Source organism: Cupriavidus plantarum (genome assembly GCF_905397285.1).
Lineage (GTDB): Bacteria > Pseudomonadota > Gammaproteobacteria > Burkholderiales > Burkholderiaceae > Cupriavidus > Cupriavidus plantarum.
On record NZ_CAJPUX010000004.1, the window covers coordinates 408,508 to 428,231 of the forward strand.

The 19,724-nt window shown below is 65.9% G+C and carries 15 protein-coding genes; 7 read left to right on the forward strand and 8 right to left on the reverse strand.

Annotation, left to right across the window (positions count from 1 at the left end; translation table 11 throughout):
- The first annotated feature begins 28 nt into the window (after nucleotides 1-28).
- Nucleotides 29-760 carry a GntR family transcriptional regulator gene (locus KHP16_RS19505; RefSeq protein ID WP_109584712.1) on the forward strand — a complete coding sequence of 244 codons (732 nt, stop codon included), beginning with the start codon at nucleotides 29-31 and terminating at the stop codon, nucleotides 758-760.
- 93 nt (nucleotides 761-853) lie between these two features.
- The gene (locus tag KHP16_RS19510) at nucleotides 854-2,350 is read left to right on the forward strand and encodes a fumarate hydratase (protein WP_109584713.1); all 1,497 of its coding nucleotides are present in this window, start codon (nucleotides 854-856) and stop codon (nucleotides 2,348-2,350) included.
- Between the two features lie 22 nt (nucleotides 2,351-2,372).
- On the opposite strand, the gene KHP16_RS19515 is transcribed toward KHP16_RS19510, so the two are convergent.
- A complete protein-coding gene (locus tag KHP16_RS19515) occupies nucleotides 2,373-3,305 on the reverse strand; it encodes a dihydrodipicolinate synthase family protein (protein WP_109584714.1) in 933 nt (310 codons plus the stop codon).
- A 50-nt stretch (nucleotides 3,306-3,355) separates the two neighbouring features.
- Here KHP16_RS19515 and KHP16_RS19520 point away from each other — a divergent pair, with 50 nt between their 5' ends.
- Nucleotides 3,356-4,312, forward strand: coding sequence for a LysR family transcriptional regulator (locus KHP16_RS19520; RefSeq protein WP_109584715.1), 957 nt, complete (start codon nucleotides 3,356-3,358; stop codon nucleotides 4,310-4,312).
- Here KHP16_RS19520 and KHP16_RS19525 read toward each other — a convergent pair.
- Together KHP16_RS19525 and KHP16_RS19530 are read right to left on the reverse strand one after the other, a co-directional pair.
- Complete coding sequence (locus KHP16_RS19525; protein WP_115954874.1) at nucleotides 4,252-6,024, reverse strand: IlvD/Edd family dehydratase; 1,773 nt, start codon at nucleotides 6,022-6,024, stop codon at nucleotides 4,252-4,254. The genes KHP16_RS19520 and KHP16_RS19525 overlap by 61 nt on opposite strands.
- Nucleotides 6,025-6,116: 92 nt before the next feature.
- Nucleotides 6,117-7,112, reverse strand: a complete 996-nt coding sequence (locus KHP16_RS19530; RefSeq protein WP_244835886.1) for a Bug family tripartite tricarboxylate transporter substrate binding protein — start codon at nucleotides 7,110-7,112, stop codon at nucleotides 6,117-6,119.
- Nucleotides 7,113-7,416: 304 nt separating this feature from the next.
- On the opposite strand from KHP16_RS19530, the gene KHP16_RS19535 reads away from it, so the two are divergent.
- On the forward strand, nucleotides 7,417-7,887 hold the full coding sequence (locus KHP16_RS19535) for a hypothetical protein (protein ID WP_211960927.1): 471 nt from the start codon (nucleotides 7,417-7,419) through the stop codon (nucleotides 7,885-7,887).
- Nucleotides 7,888-7,963: 76 nt separating this feature from the next.
- The gene (locus KHP16_RS19540) at nucleotides 7,964-8,662 is read left to right on the forward strand and encodes a dienelactone hydrolase family protein (RefSeq protein ID WP_109584718.1); all 699 of its coding nucleotides are present in this window, start codon (nucleotides 7,964-7,966) and stop codon (nucleotides 8,660-8,662) included.
- 34 nt (nucleotides 8,663-8,696) lie between these two features.
- On the opposite strand, the gene KHP16_RS19545 is transcribed toward KHP16_RS19540, so the two are convergent.
- The 4 genes from KHP16_RS19545 to KHP16_RS19560 all read right to left on the reverse strand — a co-directional run bounded on the left by KHP16_RS19545 (nucleotide 8,697) and on the right by KHP16_RS19560 (nucleotide 13,093).
- Nucleotides 8,697-10,220 carry a tripartite tricarboxylate transporter permease gene (locus tag KHP16_RS19545; protein WP_211960928.1) on the reverse strand — a complete coding sequence of 508 codons (1,524 nt, stop codon included), beginning with the start codon at nucleotides 10,218-10,220 and terminating at the stop codon, nucleotides 8,697-8,699.
- A gap of 10 nt (nucleotides 10,221-10,230) precedes the next feature.
- The gene (locus tag KHP16_RS19550; RefSeq protein WP_109584720.1) at nucleotides 10,231-10,737 is read right to left on the reverse strand and encodes a tripartite tricarboxylate transporter TctB family protein; all 507 of its coding nucleotides are present in this window, start codon (nucleotides 10,735-10,737) and stop codon (nucleotides 10,231-10,233) included.
- A 61-nt stretch (nucleotides 10,738-10,798) separates the two neighbouring features.
- Nucleotides 10,799-11,800, reverse strand: coding sequence for a Bug family tripartite tricarboxylate transporter substrate binding protein (locus KHP16_RS19555; protein ID WP_109584864.1), 1,002 nt, complete (start codon nucleotides 11,798-11,800; stop codon nucleotides 10,799-10,801).
- An 87-nt stretch (nucleotides 11,801-11,887) separates the two neighbouring features.
- Nucleotides 11,888-13,093, reverse strand: coding sequence for a pyridoxal-phosphate-dependent aminotransferase family protein (locus tag KHP16_RS19560; RefSeq protein ID WP_115954880.1), 1,206 nt, complete (start codon nucleotides 13,091-13,093; stop codon nucleotides 11,888-11,890).
- Between the two features lie 248 nt (nucleotides 13,094-13,341).
- On the opposite strand from KHP16_RS19560, the gene KHP16_RS19565 reads away from it, so the two are divergent.
- Entirely contained in the window at nucleotides 13,342-14,034 is a 693-nt protein-coding gene (locus tag KHP16_RS19565) for a GntR family transcriptional regulator (protein ID WP_211960929.1), read from the forward strand.
- Nucleotides 14,035-14,112: 78 nt separating this feature from the next.
- The gene (locus tag KHP16_RS19570) at nucleotides 14,113-17,151 is read left to right on the forward strand and encodes an FAD-binding and (Fe-S)-binding domain-containing protein (protein ID WP_211960930.1); all 3,039 of its coding nucleotides are present in this window, start codon (nucleotides 14,113-14,115) and stop codon (nucleotides 17,149-17,151) included.
- Nucleotides 17,152-17,154: 3 nt separating this feature from the next.
- Here the strand turns inward: KHP16_RS19570 and KHP16_RS19575 are convergent, their stop codons facing one another.
- On the reverse strand, nucleotides 17,155-19,653 hold the full coding sequence (locus KHP16_RS19575) for a penicillin acylase family protein (protein ID WP_211960931.1): 2,499 nt from the start codon (nucleotides 19,651-19,653) through the stop codon (nucleotides 17,155-17,157).
- Between the last annotated feature and the right edge of the window lie 71 nt (nucleotides 19,654-19,724).

A 19,724-nucleotide genomic window follows, 5' to 3' on the forward strand; every position in this document is an offset into this window, starting at 1 on the left:
CCCTCACCTCACAGGACTTCCCCCGTTTATGGAGCCACGCCACGCAGAGCTGACCAAGGCGCTCATTCAGGACATCACCAGCGGCGTCTATCCGGTCGGCTCCAGCCTGCCCGGCGAACTCGAGCTTGCCGACAAGTACGGCGTGAGCCGCGGCACCGTCCGGGTCGCGCTCACGCGCATCCAGGAATTGGGCATGGTCTCGCGCAAGAAGCGCGCGGGCACGCGCGTGGAAGCTTCGGCACCGCAATCGGGCGAGTACATGCCGCGCCTGTCGTCCATCGAGGAGCTCGCGCAGTACGGTGCCGCCACCGCGCGCAGAATCCATGGCGCGCACGATGTGGTCATGGACGTCGACATGGCAAGGCATCTCGGCTGCCCGCCCGGCTCTCGGTGGCTGCACATCCCCACGTCGCGTACGAATCCAGCCGCCCCCGATCATCCGGTCGCCTGGTCCGATGTCTATGTGACGGCCGACGACGGCACGAAGATCAAGGGCAAGCTCAAGACGTCGCAGGGTCTCATCTGCGAACTGGTCGGCCAGACTTCGGGCCGCGTGGTGAAAGAGATTCATCAGACCGTTCGCGCGATTGGCATCCCCGCGGCGCTTGCCCGCACGCTCGGGACGGAGCCTGGCGCCTATGCGTTGGAGTTCGTGCGGCGCTACTACGATCAATCGGACCGCCTGTTCGAAGTGGTGGTCAGCGTGCATCCCGCCGACCGTTTTTCCTATTCGACCGTCTTGCAGCGTCAGAGCCTCTGAATCGGACCGGCTTCCGGACGGTGCAACTTTCGCGCGGCGCCGCTTTGTGTCAATATGTTCAAACATATTCCGCAGAGAATGCCGGGGCCCCGCATGACCGTCGTATTTCAGGAAGACATCGCCGACAGCGTCGCCGATGCGCTGCAATTCGTCAGCTATTACCATCCCGCCGATTTCGTCGAGGCATTGCGCCGCGCGTGGGAAGCGGAACCGCCCGGCGCGGCGCGCAGCGCCCTGACGCAATTGCTCGTAAACAGCCGCATGGCCGCGCGCGGGCATCGGCCCATCTGCCAGGACACCGGTGTCGCGCAGGTCTTCCTTCGCGTCGGCATGGACGTGCGGTTGGCCACGCGCGATGGCAGCGCGCTGCGCAGCCTGCAGGACGTGGTCAACGACGGCGTGCGGCGTGCCTATACACTGGCTGACAACCCTCTGCGCGCGACAATGGTCGGCTCGCCGCTCGGCGCGCGTCGCAACACGGGCGACAACACGCCCGGCTTCGTCGATGTCGAACTGGTCACAGGCGATACCGTCGAGATGATCGTCGTCGCCAAGGGCGGCGGGGGCGACGTGAAAGCGAAATTCGCCACGCTCAATCCGAGCGATTCGCTCGTCGACTGGATCATCGACGCGATTCCGCAGATGGGCGCCGGCTGGTGCCCGCCTGGCGTGCTGGGCGTGGGCATCGGCGGCACGCCCGAGCAGGCGATGCGCGCCGCCAAGCAATCGCTGTTCGCGCCGGTCGACATCCACACCATCCGCGCGCGTGGCGCGAACGATGACGTCGAGGCGCTGCGGCTGGAGCTGCATGACCGCATCAACGCGCTCGGCATCGGCGCACAAGGCCTCGGCGGGCTGACCACAGTACTCGACGTCAAGGTCGGCGCGCTGCCGAGTCATGCAGCCGCGTTGCCCGTTGCCCTGATTCCGAACTGCGCGGCCACACGCTTCGTCCGTTGCACGCTCGACGGCTCCGGCCCCGCGACATTCGAGCCGCCCGATCCCGCTATCTGGCGCGATATCCCAGATACGATGCCCACGGAGGCGGATGCCCTCGTCGTCGACCTCGATACGCTGACCGCCGATACCGTTGCGCGGTGGAAAGTGGGACAGACGCTGCGTCTGCGCGGCAGGCTGCTGACCGCGCGCGATGCCGCGCACAAGCGATTGATGGCGATGCTCGACGCGGGCGACCCACTCCCGGTGTCACTGCGCGACCGTGCGGTCTACTACGTGGGTCCGGTCGATCCCGTGGGCGATGAAGCGGTGGGCCCCGCCGGTCCGACCACCGCCACGCGCATGGACAAGTTCCTGCCGCGACTGCTCGCCGAGACAGGTCTGCGTGTGATGGTGGGCAAGGCCGAACGGGGCCCGGCCGCCATCGACGCGATTCGCGACAACGGCGCGGCCTACCTCACGGCGGTGGGCGGTGCGGCCTACCTGATCTCCAAAGCCATACGCAAGTCGCGCGTTGTGGCGTTTCCCGACCTCGGCATGGAAGCGATGTACGAATTCGAGGTCGAGGACATGCCCGTCACTGTGGCCGTCGATGCGCGCGGACGCTCCATCCACACGGTGTTCCAGCGCTGACGTGTGCCGACGTGTGCTGGCGTCAGGCGAGGGCCGCGCGCGGATCATGCCGCGCCAGGCGGCGCAGCAAGTGATCGACTTCGGCGCGCGCGGTGGCCGACATCGCGGCTGCGGGCTTGCGCTGCGCGGCCGAGGTCAGCAAGCCGCGCCGCATCATCACGTACTTGCGCACGGCAAGACCCGCGCCCGGCTGCTGCTCGTAGCGCAGCAGCGGCAGATGCGCATCGAACAGGTCGTGCGCGGCCTCGCGCTCCCCCGCCGCGTTCAGCCGCACGACGTCGCAGAGCATGTCGGGGAAACAGTAGCCCGTGTTCGCGCCATCGGCACCGCGCTCCACCTCGTAGTCGAGGAACAGGCCGTTGTTGCCGCACAGGATCGAGATATGGCGCATCGAGCCGTCCTTCTCGAAGCCGCGCAGCGTGGAAATCTTCTCGAGCCCGGGCCAGTCTTCATGCTTGAGCATGGCGCATGACGGCAGTTCGGTGACGATGCGGCGGATCACGCCGGGTGTCATCTGCACCGAGAACGTCAGCGGATAGTCCTGGATCACGAACGGCACGTCGTCGCCGATCGCTTCCACGGCCTGCCGGTAGTAGCCGACGATCTGATCGTCCGTGCGCAGCGTATTGGGCGGCGCGATCATCACGCCCGCGGCACCGCGGTCCATGACTTCACGCGTCAGGGCGCGCATCGCCGCGAAGCCGGGTGCGGATACGCCCACCACCACGGGCAGCGCGCCGGCACGCTGGATCATGCGTGCGGCGACATCGACCGACTCCGCGTGTTCGAGCTTCGGTGCTTCGCCGAGCTGGCCGAGCACCGTGATCCCGGTGGCCCCGCATTCGAGATAGAAGTCGGTGAGGCGATCGATCGACGCGGTGTCGATGCTGCCGTCGTCGAGGAACGGCGTGGGTGCAATCGGGAATACGCCCTTGGCGTCGGGGGTCAGCAGCATGGTCTCTCCTGAAGGTAGGTAATGCCGTCCGAACTTGTTAACATGGCGGCATGGATGTCCGATTCCTGCAAAGCTTCGTCACGGTCGTCGATGTGGGTTCCCTCGCGGAAGCCGCGCGCCGGCTCGACCTGACACCCGCCGCCATCGCCGCGCGCCTTCACGCGCTGGAGGAAGAGCTCGGCGTGCCGCTCGTGCGGCGCGCGGGCCGTTCCGTCGTCCCCACCGAGGCGGGCATCCGCATCCTCGACCGCGCGCGGCAGGTCATCCGCGACATCCGCGACATGGGCTCGGTCGCCTCCGGCGATGCGTCGCTCGGCGAATTCCGGCTCGGGTCGTTCGTCACGGCGATGGGGAGCATCGTACCGCCGTTGCTCGGACAACTCTATCGCCGTCATCCCAACGTCAACCTGTTCGTCAAACCCGGACGCTCCATCGAACTGTGCGAGAGCCTCACGCGCGGCGAACTCGATGCGGCCATCGTGGTGGAGCCGCAGTTCGCCGTGGCCAAAGGTTATCAATGGGTGGAGTTCATGGCGGAACCCCTCGTGGTGGTCGCGCCGGCCGCGATGGCGGGGCGCGATCCGCACGAGCTGCTCGCCAGCGAGCATTTCATCCGCTACGACCGCTCCGTGCTCGGTGGCCAGCTCGCGGACCGGTACCTGCGCGATCATGGCATCCGGCCAAGGCAGCGGCTCGAAGTGGATGGGCTGATGGTCATCGCCGCGCTCGTGGGCGAAGGGCTTGGCGTGGCTCTCGTGCCCGACTGGCGGCCGATGTGGGATGCCGGCCTTGGCATCGCGCGCTGCCCGCTGCCCGACCGCGCCCCGGTCCGGCGCGTGGGCCTGATCTGGTCGACGCACGGGCCGCGCGCCACGCTGGCCGAGGCACTGCTGGCCGAAGCGCGCGCGCTGTTCGAGACCCCGCTGTTCGAGACCCCGTTCGACCCTCACTCTGGCGTCTTGCCACGAGACTCGGGCAAGCGCAGAAAGTCGAAGTCAACGCCCTGATCGGCCTGCGTCACGGTCTGCAGGAACAGCTTCAGGTAACCGCGCGAAGCGCTGGGCTCCACGATCGGGGATGCTTCCCGGCGCCGTCGCAGTTCGTCGTCCGGGACCAGCAGGCTCAGCTCGCGCCGGCTCACGCTCAAACGGATGCGATCGCCGGTTCGCACCAGGGCGAGCGGGCCGCCGACCGCGGCTTCCGGCGTCACGTGCAGCACCACCGTGCCGAACGCCGTGCCGCTCATGCGGCCATCCGAGATCCGCACCATGTCCTTTACGCCCTTGCGCGCGAGCTTGCGCGGGATGGGAATGTAGCCGGCCTCGGGCATGCCCGGGGCCCCCTTGGGGCCGATGTTGCGCAGCACGAGGATGTCCTCGGCGTTGACGTCGAGATCGTCGAGGTCGATGCGCTCGACGAGGTCCTGCGAGTTCTCGAACACGACGACGCGGCCCTCGTGCTCCATCAGCTTCGCGTCGGCGGCCGACTGCTTGATAATCGCGCCGCCCGGTGCGAGATTGCCGTTCAGCACGGCGATGCCACCCTGCGGATAGATAGGATCCTGGATCGACCGCACCACGTCCTGCTGGAACGGCTCGCCCGCCGCGTCGATTTCCTCGCCCAGCGTGCGGCCCGTCACCGTGAGCGCGTCAAGACGCAGCAACGGCTTCAGTTCACGCAGCAGCGTGGCCATGCCGCCGGCCTTGTGGAAATCCTCCATGTAGTGCTGGCCCGTCGGCTTGAGGTCCAGCAGCACGGGCGTCTCGCGGCCCATGCGGTCGAGCGCCTGCATGTCGATGTCGAGGCCCATGCGGCCCGCGATCGCGGCCAGATGCACGATGCCATTGGTCGAGCCGCCGATCGACAGCAGCACGCGCATCGCGTTCTCGAACGCGGCGGGGGTCAAAATGCGATCGATGGTGAGACGCTCCTTCGCCATCTCCACCGCGCGCGCGCCGGTGAGTTCGGCCATGCGGATGCGGTCGGCCGTGACGGCGGGAGGCGTCGCCGAGCCGGGCAGGCTCATGCCCATCGCCTCGGCCAGGCAGGCCATCGTGCTGGCCGTGCCCATCACCGAACAGGTGCCCACGCTGGCGACCAGCTGGTTGTTGACCTGGCCCGTCTCCTGCTCGTCGATCTCCCCCGCGCGGAACTTGCCCCAATAGCGGCGGCAGTCCGTGCAGGCGCCGACGCGTTCGCTGCGGTGCGAACCGGTCAGCATGGCGCCGGTGACCAGCTGGATGGCGGGCACGCCGGCCGAGGCCGCGCCCATCAGCTGCGCGGGCACGGTCTTGTCGCAGCCGCCGATCAGCACCACGGCGTCCATCGGCTGGGCGCGGATCATTTCCTCCGTGTCCATCGACATCAGGTTGCGCAGGTACATGCTCGTCGGCGCGGCGAAGCTCTCGTGCACGGAAATCGTCGGGAACGGCATTGGCAGGCCGCCCGCGAGCATGATGCCGCGCTTCACGGCCTCGATGAGCTGCGGCATGTTGCCGTGGCACGGGTTATAGGCGCTGCCCGTGTCGGCGATGCCGATCACGGGACGGTCCAGCGCGCTGTCCGTATAGCCCGACCCCTTGATGAAGGCCTTGCGCAGGAACAGCGAGAAGCCCAGGTCGCCGTAGTTGGTCAGCCCCTTGCGCAGGCCGCTGGCATTGCCTACCGGCTGGCCTTGCTGGGCGTTGTCTTTGGTGGGGTCTTTCGGTTTCTGGGTCATGATGATGTGCAGGCTTTCTTCAGCGATACGAAAATCGAAATCTCACGCGGCGACAGTGGTGGCGGCGGTGGTGGCGTCAGTGGCCGGGTCGGTCAGCCGTCCGACTTGATCTGCGCCTCCGTGATGACCTTTTCCCAGCGGCTCACTTCCGTGCGCAGCCGCTCGGCGGACTTGTCTGGGGAGGTGGGCGACGCGGCATAGACCCCCTGCTTCAGGAACTGGTCCTTGACGTCCGGATTGTCGAGCATCTTCGCGATCGCCGCGTTGAGGCGCTCCACGATGGCCGGGGGCGTGCCCGCGGGTGCCAGCACGCCGAACTTCGACGCCACGTCGAGCTGCGGCATGCCGGCTTCCGTGGCGGACGGCACGTCGGGTAGCATCGAAATGCGCTTTGGCGCCGCCACGGCGAGCGCGCGCAGCTGGCCCGCCTTGATGAAGGGCTGCGCCGCCGGCACGGTCTCCACCATCATGTTCACCTGTCCCGCCACGAGGTCCGTCATCGCGGGACCGCTGCCCTTGTAGGGCACGTGGACCATATCGATGCCGGCCTCTTTCCTGAACAGCTCGGCCGCCATGCGTTGCGGCGCGCCGGCGCCCGACGACGCGTAGTTCAGCTTGCCAGGATTGGCCTTGCCGTACTGAATGAGCTCGGGCAGCGTGTTGACCGGCAGCTTCGGATTGACGACCACCACCAGCGGCACGGAGCCGACCACCATCACCGGCGCGAAGTCCTTGATCAGGTCGTAGCGCAGCTTGCCCTTCTCCAGCGTCGCCATCGTCGAGTGCGACGTCAGCGCGCCCATGAGCAGCGTGTAACCATCCGGCGCGGATTTGGCCACGACCTCGGCGCCGATATTGCCGCCCGCGCCGCCACGGTTGTCCACCACCACCTGCTGCCCCAGCGCCTCGCCCAGCTTCTGCGCGATGATCCGCCCAATCACGTCGGTCGCGCCGCCCGGAGGATAGGGCACCACGAGGCGGATGGGCTTGTCTGGATAGGCGGCATGGGCGGGGATGGCGCAGGGAAGCGTCAGTAATACACATAACGTCGCGCCCAGCGCGCGGCGCCGGCTCATGTGGGTGGTCATCGGTCGTCTCCTGAGTATTGTTATAGGGAGCACGCCTGCACGGCACCTCGCGAACCCAAGCCGCACGCGCTACCCGGCCACCAGTCTCGCGCCGCCGGGAAGAAGAGAAAAGCGACTGTGAGACTGATTAACCTTAAAATTTTTATTGTTTCGAAGTAGTAGTTCTGCGATGAGAAGATTCTCACTACTCCATTTGGAAAAGCGGCTTTTTGCGCCAGATCAATGGTTTGGTAGATAGCTATGACGCGTGGCGGAGATGGTGGAAAAATGCGGCGCATTGCAAACATGAAACGAGAGGCAACACGTGGACATTGAGCAGTTGGGCATCATCGGCGGCATCATCCTCGCCACGGCCGCAGGGGTCTTCGGTGCATTGACATTTATTTCGACGTACATGGAAGACAAGGTGCAAAAGGGAATCAAGCCCCTTATCGCGTCGATCGAGGGCCTCGACAAGAAGTTCACCGCATCGATCGAGGGCATCGACAAGAAGTTCGATCTGATGATGGAAGTGATGAGTCGAGGCTTTAAGGATGTCGATAAGCGGTTCGAGCAGGTGGACAAGCGCTTCGAGCAGGTGGACAAGCGTTTTGAGCAAGTGGACAAGCGGTTCGAGCAAGTGGACAAGCGCTTCGAGAAAATGGAACACCGCATGGAGCAGATGGACACACGCATCGGTCATATGGACAAGCGCATCGAGCTGATGGACGGACGCATCGAGCAAATCGACGTGCGGCTCGGGCACGTGGAGGAACAGCTCGTCCGGAAGTCTTAGCGCTGAAATGGCCCATCGTCGCCGGGGCTGCTAAGCTCAAGCTTTTGCATTCCCGGCCCTTACCAGGAGACCTACCATGTCCCAGCGCATTTCGATCGATACCCCCGACGGCAGCTTCGCCGCCTACCTTGCCACCCCGGACCCCGCCACCGCCCGCGGCACTGCGATCGTGGTGATTCAGGAGATCTTCGGGATCAACGCGGATATGCGCGAGACCTGCGACAACTTCGCGCGGGACGGGTTTCTGGCCATCTGTCCGGATCTGTACTGGCGGCAGGAACCGAACGTCGAGCTCACGGACAAGACCAAGGAAGAGTGGGACAAGGCGTTCGCGCTGCTGAATGGGTTCAACATCGACAAGGGTGTCGAAGACATCGCCTCGACGATTGCATTCGTACGCACGCTGCCCAGCGTCACGGGCGGTGTCGGTGCGGTGGGATATTGCCTCGGTGGCCTGCTGGCGTTTTTGACGGCCACGCGTACCGATGCAGATAGCGCCGTGTCGTACTACGGCGTCAATCTGGACAAGTTCCTCGGCGAGGCTGGCAAGATCCAGAGCCCGCTGCTGATGCACATCGCCGAAGAGGACGAATTCGTGCCGGCGGAAGCCCGCGCGAAGATCATTGAGGCACTCAAGGACAACCCGCACGTCGAGATCCACACGTATCCGGGCTGCCAGCACGCCTTCGCGCGGAACAATGGCATCCATTACGTCGATGCGGCGGCCAAGGCCGCCAATGCGCGCACGCTGAAGGCGTTCGAGGCGATGCGTTAAACGGTGTCGCGCCGGGCAGCGGAATGAGGCGCCATCATTCCGCTGCGCTCTGCGTCTGCAACGCCCGCCGACGCTTGCGCGCATCGAGCATGCCGCCCAACACCGGCCACACCAGAACGACGATCGCCAGCCCCATGATCGTGCCGACGAGCCCGTTGGACCAGAACACATCCATCTGCCCCTGCGACATCAGCATCGTCTGACGGAATGCATCCTCCGCCCGATCCCCAAGCACGAGCGCGAGCACGAGTGGCGCCAGCGGATAGTCGAGCTTCTTGAGGATGTAGCCGACCACACCGAAGATCAGCATGAGCCAGACGTCGAACATCGCGTTATGCACGGTGTAGGCTCCGATCGCACAGACGACAAGAATCAGCGGCGCGATGATCGCGAACGGGATGCGCAGGATCGCCGCGAACAGCGGCACGGTCGATAGCACCACGATCAGCCCGGCAAGATTTCCGAGATACATGCTCGCGATCAGGCCCCACACAAACGTCTTCTGCTCGGCGAAGAGCAGGGGACCCGGCTGCAGCCCCCAGATCATCAGACCGCCCAGCAGCACGGCAGCCGTGGCCGACCCGGGAATGCCGAGTGCAAGCATCGGCAGCAGCGCGCTGGTACCGGCCGCATGGGCCGCGCATTCGGGCGCGATCACGCCTTCCACGTTGCCGCGCCCGAACGTCTCGCGATTGCGGGCGAAACGCTTGGCCACGCCGTAACCCATGAACGACGCCGCCGTGGCGCCGCCCGGCGTCACGCCGAGCCAGCAGCCGATGACTGACGAGCGGATCAGCGTCATCCAGTAGCGCGGCAGTTCGGCCCAGGTCTTGAGCACGACCTTCAGATCGATGTTCGCGCGCTTGCCGCGGAAAGCGATGCCCTCTTCCATCGTCATCAGGATTTCGCTGATCCCGAACAGGCCAATCACGACCACGAGGAAGTCGAAGCCGCGCAGCAATTCGGTGGAACCGTATGTCATGCGCAGCGTGCCCGATACCGTGTCCATGCCGACGACCGCGAGCGCAAAGCCGATGCACATCGCGATGACGATCTTGGCCTTCGCCTCCTTGCCCATGCCAATGAAGCTGCAAAACGTGAGGAGGTACACCGCGAAGAATTCCGGCGGTCCAAAACGCAACGCGAATTTGGCCACCAGCGGTGCAAGAAACGTGATCAGCAACACGCCCGCCAGCGCCCCGAGAAACGAGCCCGTGAACGCGGACGTGAGCGCGCGCCCGGCCTCGCCCTGCTGCGCCATCGGATAGCCGTCGAACGTCGTGGCCACCGACCACGCCTCCCCGGGAATATTGAACAGGATCGACGTGATCGCCCCGCCGAACAACGCGCCCCAATAAATGCAGGAGAGCATGATGATCGCCGACGTGGGCTCCATCGAGAACGTCAGCGGTAACAGGATCGCCACCCCATTGGGGCCGCCCAGCCCCGGCAGCACACCCACCACGATGCCGAGCAGGATGCCAGCGAGCATGAGCCCCACGTTGTGCCACGACATCGCCACCGCGAAGCCACCCATCAATGCATTGAGTTCATCCATCGCGGCTCCCTCAGAAGCCGAAGGCCGCTTCGAGCGGACCCTTCGGCAGCGGCACGCGGAACTGCATCTCGAAGATCCAGAACAGCGCGGCATTGACCAGCACACCGGTGGCCACCGAGCGCCACCACGAGAATTTGCCGAGCAGGATCATGAAGCCGATCACAAACAGCGCTGACGCGACATAGATGCCAAGGAAACCGATCGCGACCACGTAGACGGTCAGCGGCACGAGAATCACGGCGACCTGCTTCAGCTGCGGCCACGTGACGAAGGTCTCGCCAGGCTCCATGCGCCACGCATGCCACAGCACAAACAGGCATGCGATGAAAATGAGCGCGCCGATGCGCATCGGGAAGTAGCCGGCCTCCGGGCCGTCGGGTGCCCAGCCGGCACCAATGCTGTAGTTGCTGACCATCACCACCACGGCGCCCGCCGCGATCAGCAGCGCGACGACGATCTCCGCCGTGCGTACCGTGATCGCCGCCGGTGCCGCGGCCTCCTGTGGATGCTCGCCCATGATCGGGTCTCCTGATTGGCATCGGAAAGCCCTCGCCCGTTGCAGGCGAGGGGTACAGCCGTCAACGCGCGGCAGCGACGAAGCCGGCGGCCTTGATGATGTCCTTGTGGCGGTTCTCGTCGGCGGTGAGGAAGTCCGTGAGTTTCTGGCCGACCAGGAAGTCGTTCTTGAGCGCGTTCTTCTCGAGGTATTCCTTCCACTCCGGCGTGGCCACGACCTTCTGCATCAGATCGACATAGAACTTCTGCTGATCGGGCGTGACGCCGCCAGGCAGCATGAACACCCGCAACATCTCGTATTCGACGTCGAGGCCCGCTTCCTTGCAGGTGGGAATGTCGCCCCAGCTCTGCGTGCCCGTGATCTTCGTCGAGTACTGCATGCGCGCCGGCGCGAACACACACAATGCGCGATGCTCGCCCGCGCGCCATTGCCCGATCGATTCGGAGGGATTGTTGACGTTGGAGTCGATGTGCTTGCCCGACAATTGCGTGGCGGCCTCGCCGCCGCCCTTGTACGGGATGTAGATGAAGCGCACGCCGGCCTTGCGCTCCACCTGCGCGGTGATGATCTGGTCCTCGCGCTTGGAACTGGTGCCGCCCATCTTGAGTTTGCCCGGGCTCTCCTTCGCCTTGGCGAGGTAGTCGGCCGGGGTCTTGTATGGGTCCTGCGCGTTGGTCCACAGCACGAATTCGTCCTGCGCCACCATCGCCACGGGCGTGAGATCGCGCCAGTTGAACGGCAGCTGGCTGATCATCGGCACGGTGTACAGCGCCGAGGACGTCACCAGCAGCTTGTGCGGATCGCCCTTGGACGCCTTCGTGTCCATCAGCCCTTCCGCGCCGCTCGCGCCAGCCTTGTTGACGACGATGATCGGCTGGTTCATCAGCTTGTGCTTGGCGATGATGCCCTGTATCGATCGCGCCATCTGGTCCGATGCGCCGCCCGCGCTGAACGGCACCACCATTTCCACCGGCTTGGTGGGCTCCCACGCGAACGCCGGCGCGACCATCGCACCGAGCAGGGACACACACGACAACTGCAACTGCAACTTGCTAAGCAACATCATGGCTTGTCTCCTTGGATGGACACCGTGCGGTCTGCTGCCGCATCGGTGGTTCTTGCCAAAACTTGCTGCTGCGCGCAGTGAGGATCAGGCCGCGCGCAATGCCGGCTGCGCCGCCGCGGCGCGCAGGCTTTCCATGGCGGCGAGCACGCCGCCGGCCTTGTGCGGTACGTTCGCGAGCGCGAGGCCCATTTCCACGCCGGCCAGCGTGCCCATCAACGTGAGGTCGTTGAAGTCACCGAGGTGTCCGATACGGAAGATTTTGCCGGAGACCTTCGACAGCCCCTGGCCGAGCGACATGTTGAAGTTCTCGAGCACGACCTTGCGGAACGCGTCGGCGCTATGGCCCTCCGGCATGACCACGGCGGTCAGCGCGGGGCTGTATTCGGCAGGGTTCTGGCACAGGATCTCGAGGCCCCAGCCGCGCACGGCGGCACGCGTGGCCTCGGCATGGCGCTTGTGGCGGGCGAACACGTTCGGCAGCCCTTCCTCGAACAGCATGTCGCACGCTTCGGACAGGCCGTAGAGCAGGTTGGTCGCGGGCGTGTACGGCCAGAAGCCGTTCTTGTTCGCTTCGATGATCTCTTCCCACCCCCAGAACGCCTTCGGCAGCTTCGCGTTCGCCGAGGCCGCGATGGCCTTCTGGCTGACGGCATTGAACGAGATGCCCGGCGGCAGCATCAGGCCCTTCTGCGAGCCGGAGACGGTCACATCCACGCCCCACTCGTCGTGGCGATAGTCAACCGAACCCAGCGAGGAGATCGTATCGACGAGCAGCAGCGCCGGATGATTGGCGGCATCGATCGCACGCCGCACCGCCGCGATGTCGGACGTGACGCCGGTCGACGTCTCGTTGTGCACGACGCAGACGGCCTTGATCGCGTGGGCCTTGTCCTCGGTCAGCCGCGCGCCGATGGCGGCCGCGTCCACGCCATGACGCCAGTCGCCACCGAGGAACTCGGAGACGAGGCCGAGCTTGTCGGCCATGCGCTTCCACAGCGAGGCGAAGTGGCCGGTCTCGAACATCAGCACGTGATCGCCGGGCGAGAGGGTGTTGACGAGAGCGGCCTCCCAGGCGCCGGTACCGGACGCGGGATAGATCACCACGGGCTGCTGCGTCTGGAACACCTTGCGGATATCCGCGAGCACCTTCTTGCCCAGTTGCTGGAACTCGGGACCGCGATGGTCGATGGTCGGATAATCCATCGCGCGGAGCACCCGGTCGGGCACATTGGTCGGCCCGGGAATCTGCAGGAAGTGCCGGCCGCTGGGGTGGGAGTTCAGTCGGATCATATCGCCTCGTGTCTCAATTTGAATTTTGTATTCAAAAACTGGGAATGCACTGCGGGACTGGCTTACGAGATAATGATGCCCGGCCCCTGCGCCGCCCTCCCTGTTAAAAACCCTTATAAATCAAAGATTATTCGTTATTGTCGTCGTCTTTTTTGCACGTTTCGGCGTGCCCGACTGCTTTGGCATGCAGTTCGTGCTTGCCCCAGAGTAGGTTTTGAATACAATACTGTCAAGCCGCGAAATCACCGATGAGCCTCAATCCGAACCCTTCCTCCCAGGCCGTTGACCGCCAGATCCTGCATGTGGCGGTCGCCCAGCGCCTGCGCGCGATGATCCTGGAAGGCGAACTCGCGCCCGGAACGCGGCTGAACGAACGCGTCCTCTGCGACCAGCTGCAGGTATCGCGCACGCCGTTGCGCGAGGCCTTCAAGGTGCTGGCCGGCGATGGTCTCGTGACACTGTTGCCGAACCGCGGCGCCGAGGTCGTCCAGCTATCGCAGGAGACCATCGATCATCTGTTCGAGATGATGGGCGCGCTGGAGGGGCTCTCCGGCGAACTCGCCTGCGAACGCATCGGCGACGCCGAACTGAACGAGATTCGCGCGTTGCACTTCGAAATGCTCGCCTGCCATGCGCGGCGCGACCTGCCCAATTACTACGCGCTGAACCGCCGCATCCACGACGCCATCAATGCGGCGGCACGCAATCCCATCCTCGAGGAGACCTACCGACGCATCAACCTGCGCATTCAGGCGCTGCGTTTTCGCTCGAACTTCGATCAGGAAAAATGGGACATGGCCGTGCTGGAGCACGGTGCGATGCTCGACTGCCTGGCGAAGCGCGACGGCGCGGGCCTGCGTGACATCCTGCGCGCGCACCTCAAGCACAAGCGCGACGCGCTGATCGCCGAACTAGAACGCGTACAGGGCGCCGCCGCCTGAGGCAACGGGCCGCTTTGCGGTCCGGCCGCCGGCGGCGTCGTCGCCCGAGTGCGTGCAGCAACCGGAGACCCCACGCCCATGGCATTGCCGACCACTCCCACGCCGCCCGGCGTGCAACCGCTTCACTTCATGCCGCGCGGTGGCGCCGCCCCGACGCAGCAATCGCCGCTCTACCGGCGGCTGGCCGCGGAATTGCGCGGCGACGTGCTGTTCGATGCCGCGAGCCGCGGCCGCTACGCCACGGATGCGTCCATCTATCAGGTCATGCCGATCGGCGTGGTGGTGCCGCGCGACGAGGCCGACGCGCGCCTCGCGCTCGATATCGCGCGGGACCTCCGCGCACCGCTGCTGCCGCGTGGCGGCGGCACGAGCCAGTGCGGACAGACTGTCGGCGAAGCGCTCGTCATCGACAACAGCAAATGGCTGAACCAGGTCATCGACTTCGATCCGGTCGCGCGCACGGTCACCGTGCAGCCCGGCATCGTGCTCGATCATCTGAACGCCTGGCTCAAGCCGCATGGCCTGTGGTTTCCCGTCGATGTCTCCACGGCCGCGCAATGCACGATCGGCGGCATGACGGGCAACAACTCCTGCGGTTCGCGTTCGATCCAGTACGGCAACATGGTGCACAACGTGCTGGGCATCGAGGCCATCCTCGCGAACGGCGACGAGGTACGCTTCGATGGCGGCTGGCCCGCGGAAGGCGCGCCCCATCGCGCGATTGCCGATGGCGTCCGGCGCATCGCCGACCGCGAGCGCGAGGCCATTGCCGAGATGTATCCGCACGTGCTGCGCCGCGTCGGCGGCTACAACCTCGATATCTTCGATCCGCAAAGCGAGAAGCCCTACACCAGCGACGGCAGCGTCAACCTCGCGCATCTGCTTGTCGGGTCCGAGGGCACGCTGGCCTACTTCAAGCGCATCACGCTTCAGCTCGCGCCGCTGCCGACGCACAAGACGCTCGGGGTGGTGAACTTCCCCACGTTCTATCAGGCGATGGACATGACGCGGCATATCGTGGGGCTGCGCCCCGCCGCCGTCGAGCTCGTCGATCGCACGATGATCGACCTGTCGCGCCGCAACCCGGCCTTCCGCCCCGTCATCGAGCACGCGCTCGTGGGCGAGCCCGAAGCGATCCTGCTCGTCGAGTTCGCCGGTGAACAACGCGACGGCACAGTCCGCGATCTTGCGCGCCTCGTTGAACTGATGGCGGACCTCGGCCTGCCGGGTTCCGTCGTCGAGATGCCCGAAGCCGGCCCGCAGAAGGCGCTGTGGGAAGTGCGCAAGGCCGGCCTCAACATCATGATGAGCATGAAGGGCGATGGCAAACCCGTGTCCTTCATCGAGGATTGCGCGGTACCGCTCGAACATCTGGCCGAGTACACGGCGCGGCTGACCGACGTCTTCCACAAGCACGGCACGCGCGGCACGTGGTACGCGCACGCCAGCGTGGGCACGCTGCATGTTCGCCCCATCCTCGACATGCGCCGCGATGGCGCGGCCAAGATGCGCGCGATCGCGGAGGAAGCAGCCGCCATGGTGCGGGAATACAAGGGCGCGTACTCGGGCGAGCATGGCGACGGCATCTGCCGCGGCGAGTGGGTGTCCTGGCAGTTCGGCCCCTCGCTGAACCGCGCGTTCGAAGAGGTCAAGGCGCTGTTCGATCCCGACAATCGTTGCAATCCCGGCAAGATCGTGCGCACGCCACGCATGGACGATGCCACGCTGTTCCGCTTTCCGCCGGGCTACACCGTCAAGCCGCTGGTCCCCGCGCTCGACTGGTCCGCATGGAACGTCACGCGCGACCCCGTCACCGAGGCGGAGAGCGCGCCGGGCACGGGGCTCGATCCCGCGCGCGGCCTCGCCGCCGCGGTCGAGATGTGCAACAACAATGGCCATTGCCGCAAGTTCGACGCGGGCACGATGTGTCCCAGCTATCGCGTCACACGCGACGAGCAGCACCTGACGCGCGGTCGAGCCAACACCCTGCGGCTTGCCTTGTCGGGGCAGCTTGGGCCCGAGGGCATTCTCGATCCCGCGGTCAAGGACACGCTCGACCTCTGCGTGTCATGCAAGGGCTGCAAGCGAGACTGCCCCACGGGCGTCGACATGGCGAAGGTCAAGATCGAGGTCCGCGCGGCGCATGCGCGCGCGGGCCATCTGCGTCTGCGCGACAAGCTGGTGGCGTTCCTGCCGCGCTATGCGGGCACGGCGAGTCGCATGCCGTGGCTGTTCAACCTGCGCGACAGCATCCCGGGGCTGCCGCAGCTTGGCGAGCGGCTGCTGGGACTTTCCGCGCGGCGTTCGCTGCCGCGCTGGCAGCCGGCGTTCGTCGATGGGCGTTACCAGCGCAAGCATGCCGCCCAGAAGGAGGTCGTGCTGTTCGTCGACACCTTCAACAACCATATGGAGCCCGAAAACGCGCGCGCCGCGCAGCGCGTGCTCGAGCGCGCCGGCTACACGGTGCACCTGTCGGGCGTGCCCGGCGATCGGCCGTTGTGCTGCGGCCGCACGTTCCTCGCGGCCGGGCTCGTCGATGAGGCAAAGGCCGAAGCAAAACGTTCGCTCGACGCGCTGCTGCCCTTCGTCTCACGCGGTGTGGCGATCGTCGGGCTCGAGCCGTCGTGCCTGCTCAGCATGCGTGACGAATTCCTGCAATACGGGTATGGCGCCGCGGCGCAATCGCTGGCCGACAATGCATTCCTGTTCGAGGAGTTCCTCGTCCGCGAGCATGCGGCGGGACGGTTCGCACCGACGCTCCATGCGATCGGCAAATCGCGCGCGATGCTGCATGGCCACTGCCATCAGAAGGCGTTCGATGCGGTGCGCCCCGTCGAGCAGGTGCTCGGCTGGATTCCAGGGCTCAAGGCGGAGCTGATCGAATCGTCGTGCTGCGGCATGGCGGGCAGCTTCGGCTACGAAGCGGAGCATCACGACGTGTCGATGCGGATGGGAGAGCTGTCGCTACTCCCCGCCGTGCGCAAGGCCGGCGACGATGCGGTCATCGTCGCCGACGGGACCAGTTGCCGCCATCAGATTCACGATGGTGCGCAACGTGAAGCGCTGCACGTTGCGCGCGTGCTCGAGATGGCGATGCAGCCTCAGCCTCAACCTTGACGCTTAACGCTGCGCCCCCTGTGGTACCAGCTCCACGCGCTCGACGCTTTCCTTCTCGACGGCCTTGCGCGAATACACGAGCGGGAAGTACTGTCCCTTGGCCCACACTGGCGCGAGATCGCGGTAGTGTGGGTTCGCGGGGTTGCCTGACTGCCCTGGCGTGTTGACCGCGCGCGAGGCATCCCAGTTGCCGACATCGAGCACCATGCGATACGACGCGCCCGCGGTCAGCTGGAAGTCGCTGTTGCGATAGGTCGTCGCCATCGGGGTGAAGGCCGAGCCGCCAATCGGCCCCGCGTTCACGTCGTACTGCTTGCGCGCGGCGTCATCGAGAATCGGACTCAGCGGGTGGTTGAACACGGCCGTGTGCAGCTTGCCCCATTGCCATGCGCGCATGTCGGGCCCGAGTTTCTGCTCGACTTCGACGATGGCGCCGCGCAGCGAGGCAAGCATGACCTCGTTGCGCCGTGCCGCACCCATCCACGGGTCGGGCTGCTCGAGTACCGCGATCACGCGCGCCGCATCGCCCGCGCCGACCAGTTTGGCGCCTTCCGGCGACAGCGCCGCGCGGACCACGGCGGGCCGCAGGTGCTTGCTGAACCAGACCTCGAACAAGGCGGCGGGCGCGCTGTCCGCGCGCTCGTTGCCATCCCAGCCGCGCAGCATGTCCAGCGCGCCGCGCAGCTTCGGATCGGCGGTCTCCACATCCTTCAGCAGCGCGACCACGCGTTGCGCGGGCAGCGACACCGTGTCCGTCTGCCATGCCATCGAGTCGGCCAGCGAGCTGCGCGCATTCGCGCCGACAACCGCCTTGAGCCGGCGCGCGCGGGAACTGTCGCTCCACTCGTAGCCGACCCCCTTCTGCGCGGCGGGATGGTCCGGCGGGATATTGTTCTCGTTCGCCGTGACGACGTATCCCGCCGGCGGGTTATAGGTCCACGGGAGCTCGTCCATGTTCCGATAGCCCGCCCACTCGTAGCGGCCATCGCCGGGCACCGGCGTCAGGCCATCCCAGTTGGGACGGATCACCGTGAGCCCGCCCGGCAGCCAGCCGATATTGCCGCCGCGGTCGGCGAACACCTGGTTCTCGCCGGGCGCGCCCCAGCGGTTCATCGCCGCGCGGAACTGGTCCCAGTTCTGGGCGCGCATATAGTCCATCGAGCCAAAGTACGGCGCCATGCCGACGTCCAGCCACGCCGCGCGCAGCGCATAGGCACGGTGGCCATTGGTGTCGGCATATAGCAGGGGGCCATGGCGCGTGTAGTCGATGGTGACGGTGCGCGGCGTGGGCTCGCCCTTGACCGCGATCTGCTCGGTCACGGTCTTCATCGGTTCCCAGCGGCCCTGGTAACGGTACTCGTTCGGCTGCGCGGGATTGGTCTCGTAGACGTAGAGATCTTCCTGATCCATGTAGAAGCGCGTGAGTCCGAACGCGATCGTGCCGTTGTGGCCGATCGAAATGCCCGGAAGGAACGGCTCGCCCGCGCCGATCACGGACAGGCCCGGCGCGTTCAGATGGCTGATGTAGCGCAGGCTTGGCGCACCGTGCGCGCGGTGAGGATCGTTGGCGAGAATCGGCCGGCCGGTAGTCGTGCGGGCGCCGGCGATGACCCAGTTGTTGGAGCCTAGGCTGCGCGCGAGATCGCTGGCCGGATCCTGCAGCACGTACAGTTCGTCGAGGGGAACCTCCGTCTTGCGCTCGGCGCGCGCGGGTCCCCACCAGTCTTTCGGGAACCGCGGGGCGGCGGTGGCGAGCTCATAGGCACGCTTGAGTTCCGCGGCCGGAATCCCGCAGGGGTCGAGACCCTCGGGCAGCTTCGGCTCGATCGGCGGCTCGAGCTCGCGGCGCAGCCAGTCCGCGCGCACCGCATCGGGCTTGACCTGGCAATAGATCTGCGCGCGATCCACCTCGCCCGTGAAGTTCAGCGTGAGGCCATGGTGGCGAATGCGGACGATATCCTCGGCACGCCAGTAGGACGGCTTGTAGTTCAGTTGCCGGAATTCGGGCGGCAGCAGTTCGGGATGCGCTTCAGTCTGCGATACGAAGGCATTCACGCCGGCGACAAACGCCTCGGCCACGCGCTTGGCGTCGGACCCGTATGCGAGCCATTCGCGGTACATGTCGCCACGGAACAGTACGGCGCGCGCCATGCGGTCGCCATCGACATAGTTGGGGCCGAAGTCCTTTGCCATTTCGCCCAGTCCGCGCTTGCGCCACAGGTCGATCTGGAACAGCCGGTCGCGCGCGGCCATGAAGCCCTGGGCGTAGAACGCGTCGTACAGCGTCCCCGCATAGATGTGCGGAACGCCCCAGCGATCGACGAGGATGCTGGCGGGCTTTTCAAGGCCCGGGGCGACATAGCGGTCTGGAGGCGCGGCGAATGCGGCGTGCGCGGTGCCGGCCAATGCCAGGGCGGCGACGGTACGCGTGAGCGTGTGAGCGAGCGGGGGGCGGGAACGTGTGTGGCGTGGGGCGCGGCGGCCGCGATCCTGACGATGCATGGGTCTCCTGTTGTCGTTGTGGGCTCAACGATCGAGGATAGACAACACCGCGCGCAATGACGAGCCCCATG

Coding starts and splice junctions, on each gene's coding strand:
- KHP16_RS19505 (WP_109584712.1), top strand. CDS start 29: ATGGAGCCACGCCACGCAGAGCTGACCAAGGCGCTCATTCAGGACATC.
- KHP16_RS19510 (WP_109584713.1), top strand. CDS start 854: ATGACCGTCGTATTTCAGGAAGACATCGCCGACAGCGTCGCCGATGCG.
- KHP16_RS19515 (WP_109584714.1), bottom strand. CDS start 3,305: ATGCTGCTGACCCCCGACGCCAAGGGCGTATTCCCGATTGCACCCACG.
- KHP16_RS19520 (WP_109584715.1), top strand. CDS start 3,356: ATGGATGTCCGATTCCTGCAAAGCTTCGTCACGGTCGTCGATGTGGGT.
- KHP16_RS19525 (WP_115954874.1), bottom strand. CDS start 6,024: ATGACCCAGAAACCGAAAGACCCCACCAAAGACAACGCCCAGCAAGGC.
- KHP16_RS19530 (WP_244835886.1), bottom strand. CDS start 7,112: ATGACCACCCACATGAGCCGGCGCCGCGCGCTGGGCGCGACGTTATGT.
- KHP16_RS19540 (WP_109584718.1), top strand. CDS start 7,964: ATGTCCCAGCGCATTTCGATCGATACCCCCGACGGCAGCTTCGCCGCC.
- KHP16_RS19545 (WP_211960928.1), bottom strand. CDS start 10,220: ATGGATGAACTCAATGCATTGATGGGTGGCTTCGCGGTGGCGATGTCG.
- KHP16_RS19550 (WP_109584720.1), bottom strand. CDS start 10,737: ATGGGCGAGCATCCACAGGAGGCCGCGGCACCGGCGGCGATCACGGTA.
- KHP16_RS19555 (WP_109584864.1), bottom strand. CDS start 11,800: ATGTTGCTTAGCAAGTTGCAGTTGCAGTTGTCGTGTGTGTCCCTGCTC.
- KHP16_RS19560 (WP_115954880.1), bottom strand. CDS start 13,093: ATGATCCGACTGAACTCCCACCCCAGCGGCCGGCACTTCCTGCAGATT.
- KHP16_RS19565 (WP_211960929.1), top strand. CDS start 13,342: ATGAGCCTCAATCCGAACCCTTCCTCCCAGGCCGTTGACCGCCAGATC.
- KHP16_RS19570 (WP_211960930.1), top strand. CDS start 14,113: ATGGCATTGCCGACCACTCCCACGCCGCCCGGCGTGCAACCGCTTCAC.
- KHP16_RS19575 (WP_211960931.1), bottom strand. CDS start 19,653: ATGCATCGTCAGGATCGCGGCCGCCGCGCCCCACGCCACACACGTTCC.